Below are 24034 nucleotides of genomic sequence, written 5' to 3'. Positions count from 1 at the left end.
GTGCGACTGGCACACGGGGCGGTTCCACTCGTACCTGCCCGCGTCAGGTCCGCTGGGCCAACCAGCGCTCGACGATCTCCACCTCGGCATGGGCGTGGTCGGTGAGGCCGGCGACGATGGCCCGTTCGACCCGCGCCGCCATCAGCGGCGCCCGCACGTCGAGGTCACCCTCGGTGACCCGCAGGGACCCACCGGCCAGCGGGTGCAACTCGATCGTCCCCTCGCACCGGAGGCGGTCGGCGTAGTGGTCGGGCCGGACCGAGATCTCGGTGCGGTGGGCCCGTCGGTCGTGGACGGCCTCTTGCACCCACGTCAGCCGGTCAGGGTCGACTATGGCCGCGGCCGCTGGCGACAGGCGGCCCGTGAACCGGTAGCGCACCCGCTGGCGCACCAGGTGGCCGTCATCGTGCTGGTCGAGCAGCTCGGGTCGCCCCAGCGACGGGAGCCCGGCGAGGCGGGCCAGCAGGTCGGCGTCGAGGAAGGCCGCCTCCACGTCCTCGACCGCCGCTCCGAACCGCTGCTCCACCGTGAACCGCACGCCCCCATTGTGGCCCGCCGGAGGCGGCGGGGCGGCCACCCCTGGCGAGGACCCGCGCCGGGTTCAGGGGCAGTGAGGCTTGGGCCCGATCTGAAGTAGGGCCCGAGGGCGGGGGCCGAGGACAACGGCACCCGGAGGGCTCCACGCAACCGGGGGGAACCGGCCGGGCCCGCCAAGGTCTTTGCCCCGATGATGGCCGCCGCCATGCGCCCGGCCCACCGCAAGGACCTGGCCGCCCTCAAGGCCCTCCTCGCGCCCTCGGCAGCCGCCCGGCGGTCAGGCGCGGCGGGCGGTCACCACCACGGCGGTGGCCACCGACCCCTGCTGCTCGGGCGGGATGAGGCGGCGCATGAGGTCGAGCAGTTCGGGAGTGAACAGCGGGTAGAGGGAGAAGTCGTCGATCGACCGGGGCTCACGAGCCACGATCTCCACGTCGACGAAACCGGCCTTCTCGAGCTTTTCGACGAAGTCACGCTCCGCCAAGGCACCGGACACTCAACCGGCCCACGCCGCCGGGTGCACCAGCACCTCGGGCGGGAGCTGCTCCTCGACGATGGTGATGTCGCTCACACAGAACCGGCCCCCGGGCCGCATGACCCGGGCGCACTCGGCGAACACCCGGGACTTGCGGGGCGACAGGTTGATCACCCCGTTGGAGACGATCACGTCGACGCTGGCGTCGGGCAGGGGTAGGGATTCCATCTCCCCCTCCGCCGTGCGCACGACCTCGGACAGCCCGGCCTCGGCCGCTGCCCGCTGGGTGCGGGCCAGCATCTCGGGCAGGAAGTCGAGGGCGTGGACCACGCCGTCGGGAGCGGCCGACGAGGCGGCCAGGACCGTGTCGATGCCTCCCCCACAGCCGATGTCGAGGACGTGATCGCCGGGGCGGATGTCGGCGAAGGCCATGTGGTTGGCGACCCCCAGGGCCATGTCCCGAGCCGGCGCCGGCACCAGCGAGAGCTGGCTGTCGCCGTAGAGCTTGCAGGCCACCGCGCCACCGGTCGAGGTGACCGCTTGATAGGCCTCACGCACGATGGTCTTGCGGTCTTCGGTGTGGAGCATGTCGGTTGTCATGGAGCCTCCATGATCGAGTCGAGGGTGGACAACAGGGCGGTCCGCACTTCGGGCGGCAGCGACTCGTCCTTGCCGCGCTCGGCGATGAACTCCCGAAGTTCACCGGCGAACTCGGCCTCGCCACAGCACCGCAGGCAGGCGCCGAGGTGCTCGTCGACCTTGGCGCGATCGCTCTCGGGCAGCTCGTTCTCCAGGAACTCCCAGAGCTGGCGGACCGCTTCTGAACAGCTGATCATCGTGTTCCTTCTTTCAGGAGCCCGTTGTCGCGGGCGTACTCCCACAGGCGTTTCTCCAGGAGCTTGCGGCCCCGGTGGAGGCGGGCCAGCACCGTGCCCCGGGGGGCATCGACGACGGCCGCCACGTCCCTGGTCGGGAAGCCGTACATGTGAACGAGCACGAGGGGCACCCGGTAGATGTCAGGGAGCCCGGCCAGTACGGCGTGGAGGTCCTCGGCACCGAAGCGTTCGAGGAAGTCCAGATGGAGCGTGTCGGAGTAAGGGAACGGGTCCTCGTCGGCGATGGTGCGGAAGAGGGAGAACCGTTCCACCTCCTCCAGCTCCACCTCGTCGGGGTGGCGGACCTTGGCCCGCCCCCGGTCTCGGCAGCAGTTGACCAGGATGGTGACGAACCAGGCCGGGGCCGCGTCCCGTGCGTCCAGGCGGCCGAAGGCGCGGAACGCCTTGAGCAGGCAGTCCTGGACGGCGTCCTCGGCGTCGTCGCCCACCAGGCGGCGGGCAATGGCATAGAGCCTGGGCAGCTCGGCCGTGGCCAGCGCCCGGAACTGCTCGCGGCTCTCGGCGTCGAGGGCCGTGTGCGCGGCAGTCGGGCCCACCGGCTCAGGCAAAGGCCAGGGTCTTGGCGCCGGCCACGACCTCTTCGATGACCCGGGCGGCACCGACGATCGTCGTCCCCTTGCTGACGTGGTCCTCGGTGATGCCCCGAGGCTTGGTGCAGGCCCCGCACAGCCAGACCTGGCCACCGTTGTCCACGAACTCGGTGTAGAGGTCGGACAATGCTGGAAGGCCAGGGGCCTGTACGCCGTCGGTGCCCCCGGCCGTGCCCAGCCACACGGCGTCGATCGTGCACACCACGACCGCCTCCTGGCCGGCGATGGCGGCCACATTGGCGGCCACGAAGGGCAGCGTGGCCCGCTCCGCCTCCTCTTTGCCGTGCGTGCAGTTGAACAGGATCCTCTCGCTCATTTCGTCCTCTCCACGGTTATGGCCAACCGCCCGTCGGCTTGGTCCTCGATGGAACGGACGGTCTGGCCCAGCATCCGGGCCAGCGCCGGGAGGTCCTCCCGGCTGGCGGCGTCGGACACGATCGTCCGCAGCGAGTCGCCCACGGGGATGGCCCGCACCCGGCGCAGGAACTCCCGGGGCAGGCCGGTGCCACACCCCAGGTCGCCCGCATCGAACACGTGCTCGGTACCCATCTCCGGCCCTCCTCGCGCCGCTCCGTCCACCCAGTAGAGACGAACCCAGGCCCCGCCCGATTGCATGGCGACCCCGTCCGCCGGCGCCAGTCAGGTAAGGCTGCTTAGAGCGCGAGGGACGGCACGGAAGGGAACCGCGGCTCCCGTCGCCTGGTCCACCGTCCCTGCGACCAGGGCGCCGTGGTCGGGGAGGTACCACAGCCAGGAACCCGTGGAACCTGTGTGGCCCATGAGAGGCGGCAGCCTTAGCCCGCCGGCGAGCAACCGGCCGAGTTCGAACCTCATGAGCCCGAGCCCGTACTCGATCGGCCAGCTGGGGGCGCGGACGTTGGACAGCCGGCGCGGGAAGCCGAACCGGTTGAACCGTTCACTCATGAGCCCCAACGTGCGGGGGTGCTCGAACACCTCCCCCTCGAACAGGCCACGCCCGAAGCGCAGTAGGTCGTGGGTGGTGCTGTAGAGGTCGCCGACGGAGGCGAGCGCCAGAGGGCGGTCGTCGAAAGGACGTGGCCCGAGCCACACGGTCGCGGGAGCGGGGACCGACCCCGCCGAGCGGGCCCCCGGTAGCCACGTGTCGCCCAGCGCCAGGGGCTCGAACAGCATCTCCTGGTACAGGGTCGCCATCGGCTTCCCGGTGACATGCTCGGCCATGACGACAAGTAGCTGGTAGTTCGTGTCGCTGTAGCGGATCTTGGGGCGCGTGCTGCCGGGGGCCGACGGACGGAAGTAAGGTGAAAGCCGGTCGCGCGCCCGCCTGACCGCGCCGGCTGGCGTCCAGCTCAGGTCGGGGCCTGCGATCACCTCGTCGATCAGGCTCTGGCCGCCCGCTGGCTTCTCGGTGAGGTAGTCGGGCAGCCCGCTGAGATGCCCGAGCAGTTGAACGGCGGTGATCTCGTCAGTGAAATCAGTCCCCTCGAGAACGTGGAGGCCCGTGAGGAACTCTCCGGGAAGGTACTTGACTGCTGGCTCGTCGACCCGGAGGCGGCCCGCCTCGTGCAGCCGTAGGATCACCGCCGCGACATAGAGCTTGGTGACGCTGGCGATGAGCCATGGGGTGTCGGCACCCATCGGCGTACCGGCCCGGTCGGCCGTGCCGCAGGCACCCACCCACTCCCAGAGCCCGTCGAGCGTGCACGCGCCGAGGGCGACATGACGGACACCCCGCCGACGACCGAGCCGCTCCAACAGCGACCGCATGAGCGGGACCATCTCCTCCCCGGTAGGCGGTTTCATTCGGTGAGACCTCCAGCGTCGGGTGTACCGGCCCACTGAAGCCTCACTCAGAAATCACGGGCGCGCCATCGCGTCCAGCAAACGGTTCAGTGAGGATGAGCAGAACGGCACGCTGAAGATGGCTGGTCGTCCGTCTGCCGAGGCCCGCTTCCCTCAGACGTTCGGCCAGGCGACGAGCGCTGGTCCGACCGCAGGGTCGAGCGCTTCGAGATCGGCAACGACGATCGGCTTGTCGGCCTGCAGCAGCCGGTCGTAGATCGCACGGTAGAACCCTCTACCTGCGGTATGCCAGAGCCGGTCCGCCAGCGCGGTGAGACGGAGGATGTACCAGCCAAAGGCCAGCTGGCCGGCATCGAACGACCGCTCCATGTCGGCGAGGTCATGGATGGGACGCTCGCTGATGGGGATGTGGGCCGATGCGTCGGCAGCGACACGCAGCAGCGGCAGCGTGCCCGGTTCGCACTCTGCGAGGTAGCCGACCATCCCGAGGTTGCAGAAGAGTTCGACGATCCACAGCGGCGCCGGGGCGACGGGCACCTGCTCGCAGAAGAGGTGCACCAACTCGTGGGGCAGGTACTGGTCGAAGTAGCCGACGAGGACCGGCGGGTCGCCGTAGGTGTCGCGGAGCCGGTCGGACATCGCGGGCGGAGCGAGGGAGAGGAGGTCGGCGCTCACCTCGGCGAAGAGCGGTGCCTCGCCGGCTGCGATGATCGTGTGGTCGACCCAGGTCTGGGGCACACCGTAGATCGGAACCGGAGCGACATCGGGCCAGTCATCGCCATCGGACACGGTCAGCCGGAGCTGGGGCCGCCAACCGAGCTGTTCGACGTGCCAGTCGAGCGCCAACACTGCCCTTGCCGCGAGAGCACGCGCCCGTTCCTCCGTGCCAACGCTCGCACTAACCGCAAACGGGAACCCATCGATCGACACGAGCGGCATCATCAGATCAAAGCATCACGGGCACTCGCTGGTCCAACGAGTCGGTGCAACGTGCCAACGTGCCCGAACGACGGGTCCAGGACGGCCTCCGGCGCGACGGGAAGCTCGGTCGTCCGCCAAGATGCCGAGGTGTGAAGGCTGTTACGGCAGGTGCGCCATGGGCCCTACTTCGTGTTCCAGACCGGTCTCAACCGCAACCGTGACGCGTTGGGAGTCGTCCGGCTCGGTGGGTACCTCGAAGCAGGCCGAGACCGCGGTTGAGCGCGCCAAGCGTGAGGCGTTCGAGGAAGCCTGCGTAGACATCGGAGTAGCGCCCGTTGCAGGCAGTTGGTCGTACCTCCCGAAGGGCGAGGACATCGAGCTTGTCCCTGTCGTCGACGACTGCGACGTCAGTCGTGAAGGTCGTGGTCTCGCGCGTCGTAGGCGCGGCGAACCGCCAGATGACGGGACTGAAGATTGGCCGCCCGTTCGCCGATCCCGGACTCCCACTCCTTCGACATCCGACCCAGTGTCGCGTTGTCCATGACCCCTCCGTCCGGATATGCCTGGGGTCACGCCGAAAGCCGCCGGGCGGAGAACCAGTGCCCGCCGCCTGCACGAGCCGGACGTACGGCATCCTTTTGCAATGGGCAAGCTTGGACGGCGCGGCACGCTCTTCGTGCTTGAAGTCGAGCCGCCGTCGCCTGGCCCGCGTTGGTACTGCCACCGCGACGGTGACCCGGCGCCTGGTTTCCACTCTCCGGAGGAAGCTGTCGTGTGGGGGCTCTCCCGGGCGCGCGGCGTCGTCGTCCGCACGCTGCAGTCGCGCTTCTACGTGGCCGGCGAACGCCCGGCCGACTGGGGTGACGGGCTCGACCTGCGCCTTTGGCCGCCGCCTCCCGAGGAACGAAGGGCAATCGACGACGAATACGCCGCCGCCGCCGCTGAAGCAGCCCGCGATGAGGCGATGTGGCGGCATTACCAGCACGAGCGGGACGTCTGGATCGCGCTGCACGCGCCCGAACTCGCTGGCAACCCGCCGCTTCACGAATGCTCGATCGTTCTCCCCGACGACCCGGACGATGCCATCCATTTCGAAGAGTTCGACGTTTCCGGGACCCTCTGCGGCGCGTGCGCTCGCGACGGAACCTACGCGTTCGGCGATCCGGCGCTCGTCATCGCAGCGGCCAGTCGCCGGCCCGGTGACGATCGCTGGGTCGAGGCGGTCGTGGAGGCGGTGGCCAGGGAACGTTCGTGGTACCACGAGAACCGGCGAGACAGGATCGAGGTCACCCTCGGCCAGGGCGAGCTGTTCCATTTGAGCGCCGCCGCCAATCGCGACTCCATCGTACGGCACGGGCTCGACTGGCGGCGGATGGGCCCCAGTGGAGGCATCGCAGGCAGTCGTTCCGCCGAGCTGCCGGCGATCTTCCTATGCGAGGGTAGGTTCGACGTCGACTTCTTTCTTCGCATGGCGCGCTGGCCTTGCGACCTCTGGGCCGTGAGCGTCGACGACCTCTGGATTGAAAACGGTCCGCCAGGATGGCTCGTCGTTCCGAAGGAGATCGGACCGCATCGGCTTCGGCTCGCCGAGACCGATATTCCGCCTCTGCGTCCGTGATCCGGCAGGCACGCCGACCTGGTCGGCCGATCGCTGGCTAATGCCCGCAGTGTGCGCCTTGGTGGGCCAGAGGATGTGTCCCAGAACAGCCGGCGCACCCTGGTCACTCGCCCGCTCCCTGACCGCCCGAAAACTCGACGCCATGCCGCGGGCTCGTGGCACCCTTGATCGGATGGAGACCAGTCGACTCTGGCGGCCCGTCGGCGAGAACGCCGGCGATGGGTGCCGGCGATACCGGCCGCCCAGAAGGTCGGTCTCTACGATTGCGGTTCATGGCCCACTGGCGAGATCGGTACAACCGCGGGGACCGGGTCGGCGTGTGGACGGAGATGACGAGTCTCGGTCCCGACCTACCCGCCGACGACATGCCGGAGGCATTCGTAGTCGTACGGGAGACGATGCGTCGGGTTCGGAAGAACGTCGCGCGGCTCGCCGAGCTGCTTCCCGCGATCGGCTACATCTTCGACGCGGATGGGCCGGTGTTCGAGCCGCCCCCAGCGAACATCGAGCTTCAGCTGGATGGGCTCGAAGCTCGGGTGGGCCGGCTCCCGCTCGCGCTCCGTAGCTGGTACGAAGAGGTGGGAAGGGTCAACTTTGTAGGGCGGCATCCGCAGTGGGGCTACGAGTATCACGATCCGCTGGTTGTCGACGCCCCGGTGGACTTCGTTCTCTCGGAGTACTGCGGATCGCATTCTCCTGGGGAGGATGCCCCGGCTGGAGCAGAGGCCAACTTGACGCCTGGGCGGGGCCGGCGGAACCTGTCCCACCTCAACTCGCGGAGGTCGCGCGCGAGCTACTTCCAATCTGAGAGGCGCTCGAGGTTGCCCGGTAAGGAGCGGACCGCGCTCGACCTGAGGCGACGCGGACGCTCCGTCCCGAGCCGCACCAGAACCGGGATTGTCGGGCGGGTGCGCCGCAGGTAGCGAGGGGGTGCCAACCCGTGACCGATCGACGGTGCGGCGTGCGGCCTCACCCGCTCCCAGCGCAACAGATCGTTCGCCCTCGTGAATCACGAGCACCCCGCTGAGGGCCGATCCGCCCAGGATCGCCGAATCTGGCGCGCCTCCCAACGCGTCTGGAGGCAGTGCCCGAAGCGCCACCGGCTGATCTAGCGGGAGCAATACCGCCGGAGTGGGGGGACACTCTGAACCGCTCGAGAAGCGCCGATAGGCCGAGCTCGGCCAGGCGACCGATCGTCACAACTGCAGCTCGATCTCGACCGGCAGCTCGATGACCGCTTGGAGCCGCGCGGCGAGCTCGACGTAGAGCTCCTCCTGTGCCTCCGTGCGCCAAAGCACAACCGCGAGCGCGTAGGGCTGCGTCGCGGTGTCGTCGTCCCAGCGGTTGGTGTTGCGGATGACAAGGTGGACCGGCTCGTGCTCGGAGTCGAAGCGATGGCTGAAGACCTTGCGTCCCAGCTGGTTGGCGCCCGCGGAACGAATCGAGGATGTTGGCAGCAGCTTCGAGACCTTGGAGCCGAGCTGGGAGATCGTCGGCGGAGGCGGCGGCTTCCGTGCCGCCTCGTCAGCCGCCACGTCGGGCGTCTCCTCCTCGTCGTCGCCGGCGAGCTCCTCGGGGTCGACCACCTCGTACGCGGCCTCAAGCAGAGCAACGGTCTCCTGCACTTGCTCGATGGTGATCCCGCGGAAGACGTGGAACTCCATTCGGCTCGACAGGTAGTCGAGTCGTCGCGCGCGGGTCTTCGGGTTGTAGCCGAGCGCGACGTCGATGCCTCTCTGTCCACCGGACTGCCTGAACGAGGCGGGGATCGGCAACTCGTAGATGTGCACGCCGTCGACGGCGATCTCATCCTCGGCGACGAGGACGACCCGGTGCGACGTCGACTCGATGGCTTTAGCCATGTTGGGTCGGCCGTAGCCGACGAGCCGACGGACGGCGTCCTGCTGCGCCGCCGGACCACTCGCTTCGATCTCCTTGCCGAACTCAAGCGGCGCTGCGGACGCGAGCACCAGGGCTCGAACCTGGTTGGCGGAGAAGCTGGGGAACCGCGCCTTCACCCCGGCCGCGATCCGAGTGACGAGGGGCGCGGCGAAGCTTGTGCCGCAGGCGTGGATGAGTGGACGGTCGGCCCGCGCTCCCGCACTCACCACCGCCAGCTCGGCGTCGTTGTTGACGAACCGCCCCGACTCGATCCCCAGCGTGCCGCCGCGTTCGACGAGTTCGGGCTTGACTGCCCCGGCGACACCAGGACCGACGCGGGTGAAAGGTGACGGCCATCCGGGCTTCCCCATTGGAACCCGGACCACCGTCTCCCTCGTCGCCAGTCCCGTCGCGGCGGCAGCATCGGTGACGGCGCCGACCGTCAGCGCGAGCATCGCCGGCGCGGGATCGATCAAGCGGGCGTGGTCGGCAGCGAGGAGCCGCTCGGGATAGGTAACAGCGGTGCCATCGTCGACGTCCATTAAGTAGTCAGCCGGCGCGATGTTCCCGGCGCAGGTCACGATCGTGACGTCGTGGCGTCGAGCGAGGTCGTCAATGACCGCGGCGCCGGCAAGCTGGCGCGGTGCCCAGAGGACCGAGCGGGCATTTCCGAGCGACACGTTGATAACCGACGCACCCTGTTCGATGCACCACGTGATGGCGTCGGCAAGATCGTGCTCCCACAGATCCTCATCAGGGAACTCGTTGTTGGCGTCGAGCACACGAGCCGACACGATCCGACAGAGCGGCGGCACGGGCACCGAGCGCGTGATCACCGCCTCGATCGGACCGTGGGCGACGAGTGCCGCGACCATCGTGCCGTGCCCGTGCTGGTCCTCGCCCTCGGTGATGCCGGTGCCGATCGCATCTGCGGCGAGCACGACGCCGGCGAGCAACGGATGTGCGGAGCGGACGCCGCTGTCGACGATACCCACGATCGGCGCGTCATCCGCAGGTGGCGCGACCGGCCGCATGTCGCGCAGCTCGTCGCCGTACAGCTGCGGGAGCGTGAGCGCCGGGGTCGGCAGCACATCGATCCGCGCCACAAAGTCCAGCTCGGCGAGCTCGGCGACTCGACCAGCAGGCACGTAGGCCCGCGCCAGCAGCAGACCGGCGCCATCGTGCGTGAACTTGTCGGCCACGCGCCCGCCGGCTGCGGTGACCGCACTCTCGAGCTCGGTCAGCCAGGACGCGGCGATGTCTCGGTCGTCGGGGTGCCAGCACTCGACGTCGACTCGGAGCAGATCATCGAGCGCGGAGCGGCCGATCGCCGCGCGCAGCGCGTCGGTCATACCATCGTTGGCGTCGAGCGTCCGGAGCGACTCGATGGCGTCGAAGAACGCGGCGTAGGGCTCGTTCTTCCTGCCTTCGGGCACGCCGCGCTGCATCGCGTCGAGGCGCTCGTGGAACACGACGAGCTCGGGGTCATCGGCGAAGGCGACGACGACCCGACGGTCCGATCCGTCGAGGACTCGCAGGCCCGCCAGGCGGAAGGCGTCGAGGTCGACCGGGCCTTCGAGCTCGAACACGAGGATCAGGCGCGGATCGACACCGAGCACCTTCGGTCGCTCGACGTGGCGCATCGCGATCTCCTTGGCGCGGAGCTGGATGCGCTCGCCGTGACCGGGCAGATCGTCGTGCTTCCGTCCGCCGCCGAACCCCTTCTTCTGCCGCCGCTCGCTCGGTTCGAGCGTCCGTGCCAGTCGCAAGAGGTGCAGACCGCGACGGACGCCCCCGGGAGGGGCTAGTCCTGGGAGGTGCTGATCGCTCGTCGCCGTGCCTCTTCTCGCTCCATGCCGTACCGAAGGTGCGCGTCGGTGACGGTCTTGTCGTACCTGCGTACCATCAGCCGGATGGCGTTGAGGCAAACCGACTCGATCTCGGCAGCGCTGAACCCATCGAGCGCCTTCGTCGCCGACTGAACGTCGATGTCGACCTTCACACCTCGCAGCTTGCGCTCCAAGAGCGCGCTTCGCGCTGTAGCGTCCGGCAGGCCGAACGTTATGACCTCGTCGAACCGGCGCCACACCGCTGAGTCGAGCAGTGACGGATGGTTCGACGTCGCCACGAAGATCGAGTCGGCGTTGTTCTCGTCGATGATCTGGAGCATCGCTGCGACGACACGCCGCAGCTCGCCGTGATCGGACCGGTCAGAACGCTCGCGTCCGAGCATGTCGAACTCGTCGAACTGCAGCACCCACGATCCAGTGTTCAGGAAGCCGAAGATCTGCTCAAGGTTCCGGGCCGTCTCACCTAGGTACGACGACACCACCGTCGCCAGCTGGATTCGAGCGACCGCGAGCCCGAGCTCGCCCGCGATGGCCTCACCGGTCACGGTCTTGCCCGTGCCGGGAGGCCCGACGAGCAGCAGGCTCGATCGTGGCTCCACACCATGGGCGCGCAGGGTGGAGCGCTGCCGGAACTCGTCGACGATTGAGTCGAGCACCGTCATGATCGTCTCGTCGAGCACGAGGTCCTGGAAGGACCAGCGGGGCTGGATGATCGTAAGGAGCGGGTGGTCGTCGCGTGACTTCGGCAGGGGCTTCAGCGACGAGACCTGAAGTGGCCGGCGACGCGCCGACGCCTGCGGGGGCTCGGCGAGGATCGCGGCCAGCTCGTCGGCCAGGAGATCGTGGCGCTTCCGTCGCTCGTCAGCTATGACCGCCTCGGCCGCCGACTGGAACGCGGCGTCGTCGCCCCGTGAGTAGCTGCGGATCAGTGCCTTCACGAGGTCGCTGCGGGCCAAGAGTCACCTCCCATCTGGTCAGCGTATCCAGGCGGTGTGACGGCGTCGGCGACCCTCATCGCCCAGGCGCCAGCTGTGCCCGATACGGACACCGCATGAAGTCCTTCTCAAGTGACGTCAGCCGGGCACTTGCAGCACGTATCACCGTGCGATGCGGCCGAAGTCCGACACGACGAACCGATCCGACGGGGGTTCGGACTAGAACCGAGGATGCAGTTGGCACCGGAGCGGCCCTCCCAGATCGACGGCTCCGGCGTCGCGGGAGGAGCGCCCGAGGGCCGGACTTCCCGGCCCCTGCCTAGACGACGACCACGCGCACGAGCTTCTCCAGGCCCCGAAAGTCATCACCATTCCGGGTGTACAGGGGCAGGTCGAGCGCGAGTGCCGTGGCCGCGATGAGGAGGTCGACAGCTCGGGGGCCGCGTGCCTTTCGGCCAGTGGCCGCCACTGCGGCGAAGACCCGGCCGTAGGCACGAGCGGCCTCCGCGTCGAATGGGATGGGATCGAAGGCGGCTTCGGCGCGCTGCAGGCGGTCCTGGCGGCTGCTTCGCTCGTCGGGATCGGCTGAGGCGTGCGGGCCGGCTGCGAGCTCGGCCATCGTGAGAGCGCTGACGGCGATTGCCCGCGGAAGGCGGTCGACATCGACCTCCTCGAGATCGATTAGGGCGGACGTGTCCAAGACCCCCCGCTCAGGCCGCTCCTCCCTAGCCACGTGGCAGTGGGTCTTGGTCCGCAGCGGCGTCGAGATCGGCTCGGAAGCGCTCGTAGTCGACCGGTGGGGCGCTCCTGAACACCGCTACGGCGGCTTCCGTGGCAACGAACCGATGGCGACGGAGCGGCGTCAGTTCACCCACGGGCACACCATTGCGCGTCACCACGAAGCTCGCGCCCTCGTCGAGTTCGCGCATGATCTCGCCGCTGCGATTGCGTAGCTCTCGCTGACTGATCTCCCGGCTCACGGTGGGGAAGTGTAGCACGGGGTGCTACGGGCTCTGGAGCCGGCTGGGAGGCCAGTGAGGGGTGTCCCCGATCGACGGTGCGGCGTGCTCTTCGGGCTGGACAGATCGACGCGGGCCATCCGGGGTGATGACTTTCGTAGTGCAGAAGGTGCGTGTGGAGATCCACTCCTCCGCTCGACGCCACGGGATCGCCGACGACGACATCCTCCACGCTTTCGAACACTCCATGGCCATCGACGATCTCGGCGACGGCCCTGACCGGTGGCTTGTCATCGCCCCTTCGCGCCGTCTTCCGGAGGCTCCTCGAGCCATGACCAAGCGCATCTACGGACGCGCGGAGTCAGGCAAGCCCATGGATGACGACCTCATTGAAGCCTTAGCCGACGAAGCGGAGGCTGGCTACGATGTCGACGCGATCATCTCCCGTCGCGCCAAGCGCGGCCGAAGGAGTGACCACTTCATGGTCATGTTGGGCGCGCTACTGATCATTCTCACCGCGTCCCTACAGATGATCAGACGCCCTTGGCCATGTTGGCGAAGCGGGTGTAGTGGTCGAGGAAGGCGAGCTGGGTCATGCCAGTGGGGCCGTTGCGGTGCTTGGCCACGATGACCTCGGCGGTGCCGCGGTCGGGGGAATCGCGGTTGTAGACCTCGTCGCGGTAGAGGAAGACGACCACGTCGGCGTCCTGCTCCAGCGAGTTGTGGGCCACCACGCCGTTGGCCACGAAGTTGTGCGTGCCGTCGACGGTGGCGTCGAAGGTGGGTTGCTCCCCGAGGGGTGAGATCTCCACGACCTGGTCCCAGAACACGTCGGAGGTGGCGAGGGCGACCAGCTCGGGGCCCTGTACCAGCTCGCCCATGCGCCGCAGGTGGTCCCGGGAGAACCGGCGGGGCCGGCCCTCGCTCCCGAGAAGGAAGGAGCCGCCGTGCCGGTCGCCGAGGTGGGCGGCGAGCTCGCGGTGGGTCACGCCCGCGGACGCGGCCGCCGCCTCGACCCGGCCCGCCACCTCCCACGGCACGAAGTCCCGGTCTGGTTTGGCTTCGCCGTTGCCGAGGATCGACAGCGCCTCGGGAATGGACGCGCCGCCTGCCCCATGGCACCCGACGCCCACGAGGAACCGGGTCTGGTTGTCAGCGCCCTCGATGCGAACGCGCCAGGCCTCCTGGTAAGCCGCCTTGCGGGCCGGGCTGACCCGGCAGCGCACGTCCATTCGCAGCAGCAAGCGCCGCACGCCGTCGGCCATTCGCCGGCTCGGCGTCGAGTAGTACACCTGGACCTTCTGGCCCCTGCGGTTGCGGCTCACCCTGATCGAACCGCCCGCCGCCCACAGATGGCGCAGGAACAGCCGGAGCTGGTCGTCGGGAAGGCGGTACAGCACCTCGGGGACGAACTTCTCGTGCGATCGTGACCCCCAGATCCCCAGCGGCTCCAACCAGTTCCGGATGGGGTGGCGGCGACCAGGAGTCACCCGGTAAGGGCTGGGCAGCCGCAGCAACCCGGTGCCCCCGACGTTGGGGCCGGTGACCTCGCTCCCGAACAGGCGGCGGGCGGCGTCGGTGACAACCGCGCTGTTGGCCGGGTCGGCCGCCGAGCACCTCACGTCCGCGGGGCCGATCGACCCGTTGCCCAGGAGGTGGGCCAGCAGGACGACCTCGTCGTCGTCCCAGGGGGCGCCGGGCGCGACCGGACCGGCGCGGCGCGGTACGGCCAGGTGGTCGCCGGGAGCGAGCGTGCCGAGGGCACGCCACCCCGAAACTGTACGGAACGGGTGGTTGGCCGTGGCATCGACCTCATGGCCCGACGCCAGCCGCAACCGGTACACCGGCCTTATGCCTGAGGGGAACACCTTGGTCATCGGCGCCGCCACCAACCGCCACTCGTCGTCGAGCGACCAGACGTCGGGCCGGTCCTGGCTCAGCAGGAGCTCGCCCAGTGTCCGCTCGGTCCCGTCGGCCATTGCGACCCGTGTCGTCGCCGGCATGCACCCGCTCTCTCGCAGGTCGGCCAACTGGGGACGCTTGTCAGCCCGTGACTCGAGACCGCGCGAAAGCTGGGACAAGGCGACGACCGGCACCTCGAGCTCGCGGGCCAGGATCTTGAGGCCCCGGGAGATCTCGGACACCTCGACCTGGCGGTTCTCGGCGCTCTGGCGGCCGGCCATGAGCTGGAGGTAGTCGATGACGATGAGGCCCAGGCCTGAGCGGCTCTTCAGGCGCCGGGCCTTGGCCCGGATCTCCATGACCGTCAGGTGAGGGTTGTCGTCGATGTAGACCGGGGCCTCGGCCAGGCGACCGACGGCGTGGCTGATCTTGGGCCAGTCGGCCTCGAGCAGACGGCCGTTGCGCATGCGGGTGGCGTCGACCCGGGCCTCCGAGCACAGCATCCGTTGGGTGAGCTCGAGGTGGCTCATCTCGAGGGAGAACAACAGCACGGGGGTGCGGCTCTCGACGGCCGCGTGGGTGACGATCCCCAGGGCGAACGACGTCTTGCCCGTGCCAGGCCGGCCCCCCACGATGACCAGGTTGGAGGGCTGGAGGCCGGCGAGCTGTTGGTCGAGGTCGATGTAACCCGTGGGCACGCCGGTGATGTCGTTGCCCCGCTCGAACAGCGCCTCGATGCGGTCGAGCTGGCGCTCGAGGAGGTCACGCAGGGGCGCCAGGGTGTCGGTGACCCGGCGTTGGGCCACGTCGAACACCATGGCCTCGGCTTCGTCGATGGCGGCGGTGACGTCGTCGGGCATCGAGTAGCCCATCTCGGCGATCTCGCCCGCCACCCCGATCAGCTTGCGCAGCAGGGCGTGCTCCTCGACGATGCGGGCGTAGCGGGCCGCGTTGCCGATGGCGGGGGTGTTGGCCTGGAGGCCGACGAGGGCGGGCGGGCCACCGATGGCGTCGAGCAGCCCGGCCCGGCGCAGCTCCTCGGCCACCGTGACCGGGTCAGCGGGCTCCCCCTGGGCGTAGATCGACGTGATGGCGTCGAACACGTGGCCGTGGGCCGGCCGGTAGAACGACTCGGCACCGAGCTGGAGCTCGACGGCCGAGACGATGGCGTCGCGGCTGAGCAGCATGGCCCCCAGCAGGGACTCCTCGGCTTCGAGGTTATGAGGGGGCACCCGGCCGCCACTGCTGCTGCGGGCGGGCGGGCGGCGGCGGCGCGCGTCTTCGAGGGGTTGGACCATCGGCGTCACGAGCCTCGCCCCTCGGCCATGGGGACCGCTAGGGGATCTTCCTGTGGGCGAAGCTCCCACCCCTGGGGATTAGAGGGGTCGAACATACGTTCGACCATTGTAACCCCCAGGTGACGGGCTACTGCGCCACGACCTCCACCTGGAGCCGGACCTCGACGTCGGTGTGGAGCCGCAGGGCGACCTCGTGGGAACCGAGGCTCTTGATGGGCTCGTCGAGGCTGATGCGGCGGCGGTCGACAGTCACACCCGTCTGGGCCAGGACGGCCTCGGCCAGGTCGCCGACGGTGACCGAACCGAACAGGCGGCCTTCGCTCCCGGCCCGAGCCGGGATACGGATGACCGTGGGAGTCAGCTTGCGGGCGACCTCCTCGGCCCCCTCGCGGTCGCGCGCCTCCTTGAGGGCCCGGGCCCGGCGCATGCCCTCGGCCTGGGCCAAGGCACCGTCGGACGCCCGCAGGGCAAACCCCTTGGGCACGAGGTAGTTACGAGCGAAGCCGTCGGCGACGTCGAGCACGTCGCCTTTGCGGCCTACGTTGGGCACGTCGGCCCGAAGGATGACCTTCACTCCGACTCCTCCTCGGTGCTCCCGTCGTCGCCCGCGGTGTCGGTCAGTTCGTCGGCACCGTCACCGGGCGCAGCCTCGCCGGCCGCCGGCCCGGAGCTCGGGCCCCCGAAGCCACCCCGACCACCGTCGCGCGGCGGTCGGCCGCCCCGGCCCGGGCCCCGCTCGTTGACGGCCCGCTGGGTGTAGGGCAACAGAGCGAGCTCGCGGGCCGTCTTGATGGCGATGGCCACGTCACGCTGGTGCTGGGAGCAGTTGCCCGACACCCGGCGGGCACGGATCTTGCCCCGGTCGGACATGAAGCGGCGCAGCAGGTTGACGTCTTTGTAGTCGACCCAGTCGATGTGCTCTTTGCAGAAGATGCACACCTTCTTCTTGACCCGCCGGCCGGTGTCTTTCGGCGTGCGCCGCCGTTCGCGGTCGCGCTCGCGGTCCCGAGCCATTAGAAGGGCTCCTCCCCGTAGTCGTAGGTCGGGCCGGGGTCGGACGACGCCGGCGCCTGGGGACGGGACGACCCGCCGCTCGGGGCCCCGCCGGGACCTCCGCCGTCGGCCGGGCCCCTCCTGTCGTTCTTGCGGACCTCCGCGGTGGCCCACCGCAGCGACGGGCCGACCTCGTCGGCCACGACCTCGACCTTCGACCGCCGGTCTCCCTCGGGGGTCTCCCACGAGCGCTGCTCGAGGCGGCCGGTGACGACCACGCGGGCGCCCTTCTGCAGGGACTCGCTGACGTTCTCGGCCATCTCCCGCCAGCACACGATGTCGAAGAACGACGTGACCTCACGGCGCTCGTTGGTCTGGCGGTCGTTCCACGTGCGGTTGACGGCCAACCCGAAGGTGGCCGTGGCTTGGCCCGTGGCCGTGAACCGAAGTTCAGGGTCGCGGGTGACGTTACCTACCAGGGTGACGGTGTTTCCGTTGGACATGATCTCACGCTCCGTTTGGACGCGGGCTGCTCTCGGTCGCCCCATGGGCGACGACGTTGGCCGGCGGGGCCGTCTCGGGGCCAGGACGGCTGGCCGGTCGGGGCGGGCGGGCGGCGATGCTGTCGGGCAGCCTGATGACCTTGTGGCGCAGGACCTCGTCGGCCAGGGTCAACGACCGGTCGAGCTCGGCCATGACGGCGGGCTCGGCAGTCGCCTCTACGAGGACGTAGTAGCCCTCGCGCTGGTGGCGGATCTCGTAGGCCAACCGGCGCTTGCCCCAACGGTCGACCCGACCGGGGTTGCCGCCACGGGAGCGGACCAGCTCGGTCGAACGGTCGACCGCGGCCCGGATGGCGTCGTCCTCCAGGCTCGGGTCGTAGATGACCATGACTTCATAAGGGCGCATGAGCGTCCAACGCCTCCCTCTGGACCTGACCAGATGTGTGCAGGGCCCCGGGCGCGTGACTCGGGGCAGGGTGTTCGGTTGTGAATGCATGGTAACCCGACACGGGCACCACGATGGCACGGGGGTATGACAGTGAGCGGGGGAGGGCTACCCGGGGGCTGGGGGAACCCGGGCTGCCACTCCCCCTGGGCAAACCCTAGCCAGTCAGACCGTTGCTGGGAAGGCCGGCCCCGAGGTTGGGGAGCTGAGGGAGCAGCGGGAGCCCGGGCCAGGGTGGTTGGAGCAGCGAGGGCGGCGGCCCCAGTGGGAGGCGCTGGTCGGGCCCAGGGGCGGGCGGGCCGGCGGGCGGGCCGGTGACTGCGACTTCCGGGGGCGGCAACGGGAGAGGCCCGTGGCGCGGGGCGGGAAGGGAAGGGGCAGGAACCGGGCCCGTCCACCCCGAGGGCGACACGGAGGGCAGGACCTGGCCCAGCCCCAAGCCGGTGGGGGGGGTCGGAAGGGTGTCCTGGGGGCCAGGCAGGACGTCGCCGGGCGGGGCCGGTACCGGGCGGATGGGGCGGTCGGGTACCGGCCCGACGAGCTCGGACAGGAGGGTGGGGAGGCGGGCCGCCAGGTCCGTAGGTGAGGGGCTTCCTCCCGCCTGGGAGGAGACGGCCGCGCCTCCGACCAGTCGGGCCAAGGCGGGGAGGGCGAGCGGGGCCCCCCTCGGTGGTCCCTGGTCGATCCCCAGCACCGCAGCCAACGACGCCGGCCGGCCTCCCCGGTGCCCGACCGGCACGGCGGTGGCCAGGGGGCTGTCGCCGGGGGGCGGGAGGAGGCCGGCGACCGCGCCCCCCAGCGCGGTCCCCCCGACCGAGGCCCCGGCCAGGTCGGCACCCGAACCGTCGGGACCAGACAGCGTCACACGGGGGAGGTCCACCGCCGGGAGGTCCACCGCCGGGAGGTCCACCGCCGGGAGGTCCACCGCGGGGAGGTCCACGCCCGAGAGGGCCCTGCCCACACGCTCCAAGCCCGCAAGGTCGGAAAACGAAGGATCTCCCACGGCCATGACCGCGCCGGGGAGGCTCAGGCCCTCGAGGCCGGGAGCGACAGGAGGCGCAGGGACGCCGTCGGCCGGTGGTGACGAGGGCAGGGTGGACGCACCCGGCACGGGCGTCTCGGCCATAGCACCGGCGCCGCCGAGCGGTCCGGTAGGCGCCCGGACAGCAGGCACCGGCCCGCGGCCGGGCATGGCCGTCACAGTCGGGCCGGCTCGCGCCACAGCCGGGCTGAGGCGGACGGGGGGCGGACCTCCGGCGGGCGGCAGGGCTACTGCGACCGAGGTCGTGGTCCGGGGCGGCGCGGCCTGTCGGCCCGGGTCGGGAGTACCAACGGCCAGGACCGACAGTCCCACGGCCAAGGCGGCGGCCGAGGCGCCCCCGACGAGGCGCTCCAGCGTGGGAGCGACGACGGCCACCTGCCCGAGGGCCTCGCCCACGGGCGACCCGCCGGCCGCCGAGCCCCGGCCCAGCAGCCGTTCGGCCCAGTCGCGCAGCGCCCGCAGCGGACCGCCGCCACCCCAGGCGGCAACCGCCACCGGCAACGGCAACACCGACCTCCGTAGGACGCCGGCCACGTCGGCCAGCTCGGACACCCGGCCCCGGCAGTCCTCGCACCGGCTTAGGTGGAGGTCGACCTTGCGGCGGGCCCGGGCCGACGCAGAACCGGCGACGTAGCCGCCCAGCAACCCGAGCGTGACCGCGCAATCGGGCCGGGCGTGGTTGCGGACGTGGGCCTGGAAGTACTCGGCCCGCAGCCGCGACCGGGCACGCACGGCCAGTTGAGCGGCATTGTTGGGCGAGACGCCGAGGACGGCCCCGGCGTCGCGGGTCGACCGCTGCTCGACGTCGATGAGCCACAGCGCCCGCCGCCAGCGGTCGGGGAGGCGGGAGTAGGCCTCGGCTATCACCCGGCCGTCCTCCCGGGCGAGCAGGGCGTCGGGCGGTTCCAGCTCGGCCTCGGCAAGAAGGGCCGCCACTCCCGGGGCGGGGCGCTCGCCGGCTCGGTCGGTGGGCTCGGCCCGCCGGGACCGGCGGACGATGTCGCGGGCGCTGTTGCGGGCGGTGACGGCCAGATAGGACCGGAAGTCACGGGTCGCGGGGAGCGACACCAGGAGCTTGGCGAAGGCGTCGGCCACGGCGTCGGCCGCGTCGTGGGGGTTGCGGACCACGGCCTGGGCGGCAACCAGGGCGGCCCCCGAGTGACGCCGGTAGAGCTCGTCGAAAGCCCCGGTCTCCCCCCGCCGGGCGGCGTCGACCAGTTCGGCGTCGCTGGCCCCCTCGGCGTCGCGGAGCGGGGCGAGGTGGGGTGCAGCCATCAGAAAAGTTCCGCGACCCGCGTCATCGACAGCTCCGACGGCCGTCTACATGCCAGAGCGTCCGCCTCTCCGAGTAGGTCGGGGGTCGGAGAGACGGACGCCTCCATGACCGCGGGCGGGCCGGCCACCGGCGACCGCTCACTCACAAGGCCCTCCCACCGAGAGCACCGAACCAGGGCCTACGCCCAGAGCCGGGAGCGATCCCTGGGGCACCTCCAGCGCGTAGCGGTAGGGGCCGGGAGGTGGATAGTCCGGGCAGTCGGGGCGGTCGTCGCACGGCTCCATGTCCGTCGCCGCCAGATAGCGGCCGCCGGCGTCGAACCAGGCGATCGAGAGCGCCAGGGGGGTCGCCCGCATGAAGAAGCGAGTGGTGGTGTCGGCCGGGAAGGCGAACAGCATGCCGTCGTAGCCGCCCAGGTCGGTGTGGCCCATCAGTCCCCGGCTCTGCTGGAGGGCCGTCTGGGCCAGGAGGGCGCAGCGCACCGCCTCCACCGTGTCGACCCGGAAGGCGATCTCCCCGAAGCCCTCGACGGGGGCACGGCCCTCGGTCCGGAAGAACGGGTCGGCCGGGCTGTCGGCGCCTTTGACGACCAGGCTGACCACGCCCGCAACCAGCAGCACGACGATCATCCACTGCTGAGCCCCGGGCCCGGGTGGGAAGCGGGGTGCCCGCCGCCGGTCGCGCTCGTGGAGGTCACGTGGCTTGCGGGCCGGGGCAGGGGCGGTAGCCGCCTCGCTCACGCCGACCGACCGGCGGCGTCAGGCCAACCCCCGAGGTGGGTCGTCACGAAGTCGGCCGAGACGTGGTAGCTCTCGGCATCGGACGGGAAGCGCCCCTCCCGAACGTCATCGGCGAAGGCGGCCACGGCAGCGACGGCGTCGGCCTTCAGTGACGCGTAACGGCGGACGAAGCGGGGTAGGACCCGGTCCTCGAGCCCCAGCAGGTCGTGGAAGACGAGCACCTGGCCGTCGCACCAAGGGCCAGCCCCGATCCCGATGGTGGGGACGCCGACCGCGGCCGTGACGGCCCGGGCGACCTCGGCCGGGACCCCTTCGATCACGATGGCAAAGCAGCCCGCGCCCTCAAGGGCCTGGGCGTCGGCCACCAGGGCGGCGGCCGCCTCAGGCTGCTGGCCCTGGACCCGGTAACCGCCCATCGTGTTCACAGACTGCGGCGTGAGGCCGACGTGGCCCATGACCGGGACCTGGGCGTCGGCCAGCGCCTCCACCATCGGCACCCGCACGGCGCCGCCCTCCAGCTTCACGGCCCGGGCGCCGGCCCTGATCAGCGTGGCCGCGTTGCGCACGGTGTCCTCCACCGAGACGTGGTAGGTGAGCCACGGCAGGTCGGCCACGACCAAGGCGTCGGGCCGGGCGCGGGCCACGGCGGCCACATGGTGGACCATGTCGGCCAGCGTCACTTGGAGGGTGTCGTCGTAACCGAGCACGACCATGCCGACCGAATCGCCCACCAGCACGATGTCGGCGCCCGCTTCGCTGGCGATGCGCGCCCCGGGTGTGTCATAGGCCGTGACCATGACGAGGGGGACGCCTCCTTTGCGTGCTCTGACGGCTGGGACGGTGATGTTCTGGGCCACTTGCGCGTCTCCTCCCGTCCAGCGCCATCGGGCTGCCGGCGGTGCCGTGAGTCTACTGTTGGACCGTGGCGATCACCCCTGCCTCCCCCGTCTGCGAGAACTGCGCCCGCGACGAGGAGGACCTGACCTCGGTGTGGCCGCCCGTCAATCCGGGCGCCGAGCCCGCCGCCTCACAGTTGTGGTGCCCCGAGTGCGTGGCCCGCTTCCCGCACGAACCGGCGGACGACGAGGGCTAGGCGCTTGCAGCCCGTGCGTCGGGGGCGCAGCCCCCGAGGCAACCAGCCCCTACCGCGTCAGGGCAGGTCGGGGCGGCGCACGTCGGGACGGGGAACAGTTGACGGCGTGGGGAAGCTGGGGGGGCTGATCAGCACCGGCGTCGTGGTGGGCGGGGCCGCAGGCTCGGTGGTCGGGGTGGTGAGGGGCTGGGAGGCCGGGGCCAGTGTGGTCGTCGGTTGAGCCACCGTGGTGGTGGTGGTCGTCTCGGCCACCTGCTCGCTGGCCGGAGCGGGCGCCACCGTCGTGGTCACCCCCGGGGTCGACGAGTTGAGTTGGGCGGCGTTCACCGCCGGCAGGGTGGCCGACCGGCCGTCGCCCGGGGCGGCCGCGTTCATGAAGTTGCGGAAGATCAGAGCCGGGAGGGTGCCACCCGAGACCTTGGCGACCCGCTGGACGTTGTAGAGCGAGCGGGACTGGCCCTCGGCGTAGCCGATCCACACGGCGGTGACCAGCTTCTCGTTCGCACCTACGAACCAGGCGTCGCCGTACTCGTCGGTCGTCCCCGTCTTGCCCCACACGTCGCTGTTGGGCAGCGACGCCAGGTAACCCGAACCCCGGTTCACGACCAGACCGAGCACCGACTTCACCTTCTGGGCCACTTCCTCGGGGATGGCCCGGCGGGCACCGGTCGGCTTGTCCTCGACGACCGTCGTGCCGCCTTCGGTGATCCGGCTGATCACCCGGGGGTCGACGTGGATGCCGTCGCGGTAGAACGTCAGGTATGCGGTGGCCATCTCCATGACCGAGACCTCCTGGCTCCCCAGGGTGATCGACGGCACGGGCGTCAGATCGGACGTGATCCCGAGGTTCTTGGCCATGTTGACGACGTTGGCCGGGCCTACCTCGTCGACAACCTGGGCGTAGACCGTGTTGACCGAGTGGACCGTGGCCTCAGCCAGGTTGATGTAACCGAACCCGGTGTTGCCGTAGTTGTTGACCTCCTGCTCCCAACCGGGCAGCGGCCCGATCTTGGCCGGGGCCGGGTAGTACTTCGAGTCGACAGGGATGCCTTGGTTGATGGCCTCGGCCAGCACGAACGGCTTGAAGGCCGAACCACCCTGGCGCCCGCCCCCGCCCCCCTCCTGGCCCACCGCCACGTTCACCTGCGACTGCGACCAGTCGCGGTTGCCGACCATGGCGACCACCCGGCCCTCGGGGTCGAGGGAGACCAGGGAGCCAACGGGGTCGTCGGGGCCACTGAGGGTGTCATAGACGCTCCGGTAGGCCATGGCCTGGACCTTGGGGTCGAGGGTCGTGTGCACCCGCAGCCCGCCCCGCAACACCCGGTCCTCGCCATAGGCGGCCACCAGGCGCTGGCGCACGTACTCCACGAAGTACTCGGCCCCGTTGGACACGTTGGTGAAGGTGGTGTCGGCCGGTTCGGGGGTGAACACGTACTGCTCGATGCGGGTGGCCTCGGCTTCGTCGGCCTGCTCCTGGCTGATCGAGCCGTCCTTGACCATGTTGCGCAGGACCGACGTCCGTAGGTAGTAGGCCGTCTCGGGGTCGTTGAACACGTCTCCGGTCGAGGGCGTACGGATCAGCCCGGCCAGGTAGGCCGACTCCTTGAGGTCGAGCTCGGTGACGTCGTTCTTGCCGAAGTAGGCGATGGCCGCAGCCTGGATGCCGTAGGCCCCCCGGCCGAAGTAGACCGTGTTGAGGTACTTCTCCAAGATCTCGGGTTTGGTGTACTGCCGCTCCAGCTTGACGGCCACGACCGCCTCTTTGAGCTTGCGTACGAGCGTGCGGTCGTCGCCCACGATCTGGTTCTTCACGTACTGCTGGGTGATCGTCGAGCCGCCCTGGGTCACCCCGCGGCTACGAATGTCGGCCCACGTGGCTCTCAGGATGCTCCACGGGTCAACGCCCCGGTGGTTGAAGAACTGGCGGTCCTCGGAGGCGATGATGGCCGCCTGGGTGATGGCCGGTACCTGGTCGATCGACACCGGGTAGCGGTTCTCGACCCCGTGCAGCTCGGCGATCTGCTGGCCGGAGGCGTCGTAGATGAGCGTCGTCTCGGCCAGGGGGGCCTCGGACGGCAAGGGGATCTGGGTGATGACCCACGCCGCTCCGGCCAGCCCCGTGAAGGCCAAGAAGGCGAACATGAACCAGATGCGCCGGTAACGCCAGAACCGCCCGGGCCGGCGCCCACCCGGACCGCGTCCCCGGGCGCGCCCGCCTTGGGGACCAGCGCCGCCGGGGCGGCGAGCGGGACCACCGGGCTGAGCGGGGCCCGGGCCTCGGCCCCGAGCCCGTGA

24 protein-coding genes and 1 pseudogene are annotated in these 24034 nt (G+C 70.3%); 3 read left to right on the top strand and 22 right to left on the bottom strand.

Annotated features, from left to right (window positions below):
* Positions 1 to 43: 43 nt before the first annotated feature.
* From AB1673_08445 to AB1673_08405, 9 genes are all read right to left on the bottom strand, one after another.
* Positions 44 to 538 carry a DUF2505 family protein gene (locus AB1673_08445; GenBank protein MEW6153999.1) on the bottom strand — a complete coding sequence of 165 codons (495 nt, stop codon included), beginning with the start codon at positions 536 to 538 and terminating at the stop codon, positions 44 to 46.
* Between the two features lie 276 nt (positions 539 to 814).
* Positions 815 to 1021, bottom strand: a complete 207-nt coding sequence (locus tag AB1673_08440; GenBank protein MEW6153998.1) for a hypothetical protein — start codon at positions 1019 to 1021, stop codon at positions 815 to 817.
* A 12-nt stretch (positions 1022 to 1033) separates the two neighbouring features.
* On the bottom strand, positions 1034 to 1612 hold the full coding sequence (locus tag AB1673_08435) for a methyltransferase domain-containing protein (protein MEW6153997.1): 579 nt from the start codon (positions 1610 to 1612) through the stop codon (positions 1034 to 1036).
* A complete protein-coding gene (locus tag AB1673_08430; protein ID MEW6153996.1) occupies positions 1609 to 1848 on the bottom strand; it encodes a zf-HC2 domain-containing protein in 240 nt (79 codons plus the stop codon). The genes AB1673_08435 and AB1673_08430 overlap by 4 nt, the downstream gene beginning before the upstream one ends.
* The gene (locus AB1673_08425) at positions 1845 to 2444 is read right to left on the bottom strand and encodes a sigma-70 family RNA polymerase sigma factor (protein ID MEW6153995.1); all 600 of its coding nucleotides are present in this window, start codon (positions 2442 to 2444) and stop codon (positions 1845 to 1847) included. The genes AB1673_08430 and AB1673_08425 overlap by 4 nt, the downstream gene beginning before the upstream one ends.
* A gap of 4 nt (positions 2445 to 2448) precedes the next feature.
* Complete coding sequence (locus tag AB1673_08420) at positions 2449 to 2814, bottom strand: DsrE family protein (protein ID MEW6153994.1); 366 nt, start codon at positions 2812 to 2814, stop codon at positions 2449 to 2451.
* Positions 2811 to 3047 (bottom strand): hypothetical protein, encoded by a 237-nt coding sequence (locus tag AB1673_08415; protein ID MEW6153993.1) that lies wholly within the window; start codon positions 3045 to 3047, stop codon positions 2811 to 2813. Before AB1673_08415 ends, AB1673_08420 begins: the two co-directional genes overlap by 4 nt.
* Before the next feature lie 90 nt (positions 3048 to 3137).
* Positions 3138 to 4280 carry a serine hydrolase domain-containing protein gene (locus AB1673_08410; protein MEW6153992.1) on the bottom strand — a complete coding sequence of 381 codons (1143 nt, stop codon included), beginning with the start codon at positions 4278 to 4280 and terminating at the stop codon, positions 3138 to 3140.
* A 153-nt stretch (positions 4281 to 4433) separates the two neighbouring features.
* Positions 4434 to 5222 (bottom strand): hypothetical protein, encoded by a 789-nt coding sequence (locus tag AB1673_08405; GenBank protein MEW6153991.1) that lies wholly within the window; start codon positions 5220 to 5222, stop codon positions 4434 to 4436.
* A 622-nt stretch (positions 5223 to 5844) separates the two neighbouring features.
* Between AB1673_08405 and AB1673_08400 the strand changes: the two genes are divergently transcribed.
* Positions 5845 to 6819 (top strand): hypothetical protein, encoded by a 975-nt coding sequence (locus tag AB1673_08400; protein MEW6153990.1) that lies wholly within the window; start codon positions 5845 to 5847, stop codon positions 6817 to 6819.
* 272 nt (positions 6820 to 7091) lie between these two features.
* Positions 7092 to 7742, top strand: coding sequence for a hypothetical protein (locus AB1673_08395; protein MEW6153989.1), 651 nt, complete (start codon positions 7092 to 7094; stop codon positions 7740 to 7742).
* Between the two features lie 273 nt (positions 7743 to 8015).
* Here the strand turns inward: AB1673_08395 and AB1673_08390 are convergent, their stop codons facing one another.
* From AB1673_08390 to panB, 12 genes and pseudogenes are all read right to left on the bottom strand, one after another.
* Positions 8016 to 10469, bottom strand: coding sequence for a S8 family peptidase (locus AB1673_08390; GenBank protein MEW6153988.1), 2454 nt, complete (start codon positions 10467 to 10469; stop codon positions 8016 to 8018).
* A gap of 35 nt (positions 10470 to 10504) precedes the next feature.
* Complete coding sequence (locus tag AB1673_08385; GenBank protein ID MEW6153987.1) at positions 10505 to 11506, bottom strand: ATP-binding protein; 1002 nt, start codon at positions 11504 to 11506, stop codon at positions 10505 to 10507.
* A 298-nt stretch (positions 11507 to 11804) separates the two neighbouring features.
* The gene (locus AB1673_08380) at positions 11805 to 12185 is read right to left on the bottom strand and encodes a PIN domain-containing protein (protein MEW6153986.1); all 381 of its coding nucleotides are present in this window, start codon (positions 12183 to 12185) and stop codon (positions 11805 to 11807) included.
* Positions 12186 to 12210: 25 nt separating this feature from the next.
* Positions 12211 to 12465 carry a hypothetical protein gene (locus AB1673_08375; GenBank protein ID MEW6153985.1) on the bottom strand — a complete coding sequence of 85 codons (255 nt, stop codon included), beginning with the start codon at positions 12463 to 12465 and terminating at the stop codon, positions 12211 to 12213.
* A gap of 512 nt (positions 12466 to 12977) precedes the next feature.
* The gene (locus AB1673_08370; protein ID MEW6153984.1) at positions 12978 to 15644 is read right to left on the bottom strand and encodes a replicative DNA helicase; all 2667 of its coding nucleotides are present in this window, start codon (positions 15642 to 15644) and stop codon (positions 12978 to 12980) included.
* A 127-nt stretch (positions 15645 to 15771) separates the two neighbouring features.
* On the bottom strand, positions 15772 to 16218 hold the full coding sequence (rplI, locus tag AB1673_08365) for a 50S ribosomal protein L9 (GenBank protein ID MEW6153983.1): 447 nt from the start codon (positions 16216 to 16218) through the stop codon (positions 15772 to 15774).
* A gap of 179 nt (positions 16219 to 16397) precedes the next feature.
* Positions 16398 to 16658: pseudogene (gene rpsR, locus AB1673_08360) on the bottom strand (30S ribosomal protein S18).
* Entirely contained in the window at positions 16658 to 17140 is a 483-nt protein-coding gene (gene ssb, locus AB1673_08355; GenBank protein ID MEW6153982.1) for a single-stranded DNA-binding protein, read from the bottom strand. Before ssb ends, rpsR begins: the two are co-directional and overlap by 1 nt.
* Positions 17141 to 17144: 4 nt before the next feature.
* Positions 17145 to 17546, bottom strand: coding sequence for a 30S ribosomal protein S6 (gene rpsF, locus AB1673_08350; GenBank protein ID MEW6153981.1), 402 nt, complete (start codon positions 17544 to 17546; stop codon positions 17145 to 17147).
* A gap of 196 nt (positions 17547 to 17742) precedes the next feature.
* Positions 17743 to 19902 (bottom strand): sigma-70 family RNA polymerase sigma factor, encoded by a 2160-nt coding sequence (locus tag AB1673_08345; protein ID MEW6153980.1) that lies wholly within the window; start codon positions 19900 to 19902, stop codon positions 17743 to 17745.
* A gap of 138 nt (positions 19903 to 20040) precedes the next feature.
* Positions 20041 to 20643, bottom strand: coding sequence for a DUF192 domain-containing protein (locus AB1673_08340; GenBank protein MEW6153979.1), 603 nt, complete (start codon positions 20641 to 20643; stop codon positions 20041 to 20043).
* Positions 20640 to 21500, bottom strand: coding sequence for a 3-methyl-2-oxobutanoate hydroxymethyltransferase (gene panB, locus AB1673_08335; GenBank protein MEW6153978.1), 861 nt, complete (start codon positions 21498 to 21500; stop codon positions 20640 to 20642). Before panB ends, AB1673_08340 begins: the two co-directional genes overlap by 4 nt.
* A 65-nt stretch (positions 21501 to 21565) precedes the next feature.
* Here panB and AB1673_08330 point away from each other — a divergent pair, with 65 nt between their 5' ends.
* Entirely contained in the window at positions 21566 to 21736 is a 171-nt protein-coding gene (locus AB1673_08330) for a hypothetical protein (GenBank protein ID MEW6153977.1), read from the top strand.
* Positions 21737 to 21793: 57 nt separating this feature from the next.
* Here AB1673_08330 and AB1673_08325 read toward each other — a convergent pair.
* Positions 21794 to 24034: transglycosylase domain-containing protein (locus tag AB1673_08325; protein MEW6153976.1), on the bottom strand; the 2241-nt coding region annotated here is incomplete at its 5' end.

The organism is Actinomycetota bacterium (assembly GCA_040754375.1).
GTDB lineage: Bacteria > Actinomycetota > Acidimicrobiia > Acidimicrobiales > AC-14 > JBFMCT01.
Note: the sequence above shows the minus strand (reverse complement) of the source record. Positions and strands in the feature narration are given on the sequence as shown.